The organism is Cryobacterium sp. RTC2.1, from assembly GCF_035018685.1.
GTDB lineage: Bacteria > Actinomycetota > Actinomycetes > Actinomycetales > Microbacteriaceae > Cryobacterium > Cryobacterium glucosi.
This window is the reverse complement of sequence record NZ_JASJXJ010000277.1, coordinates 1-1,869: the sequence shown is the minus strand read 5'-3', so window position 1 is coordinate 1,869 and position 1,869 is coordinate 1. Positions and strand designations below refer to the sequence as shown.

General features: G+C 69.9%; 2 protein-coding genes. Both read right to left on the bottom strand.

Features of this window, described 5'->3' with window-relative positions; all coding sequences use genetic code 11:
• The coding region (locus QN357_RS18780) for a PRC-barrel domain-containing protein (protein ID WP_323505373.1) at positions 1-513 on the bottom strand (513 nt) is incomplete at its 3' end.
• Positions 514-598: 85 nt separating this feature from the next.
• The coding region (locus QN357_RS18775) for an SLC13 family permease (RefSeq protein ID WP_323505372.1) at positions 599-1,869 on the bottom strand (1,271 nt) is incomplete at its 5' end.

Sequence of the window (1,869 nt, the reverse complement as noted above, 5' to 3'; positions counted from 1 at the left end):
GTCCGGGGTGGGCGGCGCACCCGGAGACTGCACCTGCCGCGCCGGGGTGCCCGTGGCATCCGCTGCTATTTCGGTCGGTTCGACGGAAACGCTCGACTCGGCCGACTCGGTCGACTCGGGCGTCTCGGGCGACTCGGGCGACTCGGGCGACTCGGGCGACTCGGGCGACTCGGGCGAACCACCCGACTCGGGCCCGGAGGTGCCGTAGTAGCCGTAGAGTTCGTTCTCCTCGTCGGCGGTGATCGATCCACGGTCGCTCTCGATGCGGGGGCCGTTGCGGATGCGGTCGCGGTCGAAGGCCACGACCACGCGCGGGCCGTCGATGGTCGCGCCGGCCAGCGGAACAAACGATTCGAGCATGCCGAACAGGCCGGTGCGCACCGTGACGAAGGCCGGCTCGCCGGAGTCCTCGCTCAGGAAGACCTGTTCGACCGAGCCGAGCTTCGCACCGTCGCTCGTCACGACGACACCGCCGTTGACGACGATGTCGTCGATCCCTTCGAGGGTGATCATGCGGTCATTCCTTCACTGGAGGCACGCGCTGGGGGCACGGACAGGTTTCTGTATTCTCGCACCGTCCGGTGCGGCTGCCCAGGCGTCACGCGGTGACCAGGATCATCGTGAGCACGCTCAACCCGACCGTCACCGGGGCGAGCACGAGGCCGAAGAGCGCATACCCGCGCCAGGGGATCAGCACGTTCATCTTCTCGAGCCTGCTGTGCCAGAGCAACGTCGCGAGCGACGCCCACGGGGTGACCAGCGGGCCGACGTTCGCGCCGATCAGGACGGCGAGCAGCCGCGGGGTCGAGTCGGCGACCGGTTCGAGCGCGAGGTAGGCGGGCAGGTTATTGGTCAGGTTCGAGCCGACCAGACTCGTGCCGGCCAGGCGGAACAGGTCCCTCGGCGCGTTCCCCGCCCCGGCAAGCGCGGTGAGCAGCACGGGCAGCCCGAGGTTCTGCAGGGCCTCCATCGCGAGGAACAGCCCGCCGCTGAACAGCAGGAGCGACCAGGGAATCAGGGTCATCCGGAGAACGCTCTGGCGCCTGACGAAGAACACGACGGCCAGCACGAGTGCGGCGATGCTCGACGGCAGCCATACCGGCACGCCGACGACGAGGGCGGGCAGCAGGGCAGCGAGCACGAGCGCGCTCGTCCCGAGCAGCACCCGGTCGACGGATGCCACCGCTCCCGACGTTCCCGCGACGCGCATCCGCTGCACGGGGACGCTCGAATACCGTTTGCCGAGGTCTTTCCGGAAGACGATCGCAACCATTGCCATCGGCACGACCACGGCGACGAGCGCCGGGGCCGCGGTCAACCCGGCGAAGGCGATCGGTGAGATGCCGCCGAGGCGGTTCTGGGCGAGCAGGTTGGTCAGGTTGCTGATCGGGAGCAGCAGGCTGCCGGTGTTGGCGAGCCACACCGTCGTGAGCGCGAACGGCAGCGGCGGCAGGCCCGCCTGCCGCGCGACGACGACGACGACCGGCGTCAGGAGCACGGCGGTGGTGTCGAAGGAGAGGAACACCGTCGTGACGATCGCGATGCCGGCCACCCACAACCAGAGCAACCAGGCCCTGCCGCCACCCCAGTGCCGCAGCCGGCGGGCGATCCAGCGGAACACCCCCGCTTCGCTGCAGAGCTCGGTGACGACGGTCATGGCCACGACGAACACGAGGATCGGCGCCACCCGGTCCACGAGAACGAGCAGTTCGGGGAGCGGGAGCAGGCCGGTGACCGCGGCGACGGTGCCGAGCAGGAGCAGACCGGCGCCGATGAGGGACAGGACCATGAATGGGAGTGTATCGGCCAGGAGCGCCACGCCTCGCAGGGTGAGCGGATGCCTGGTGTGGCGGGAGCGGGGCTGGAGGG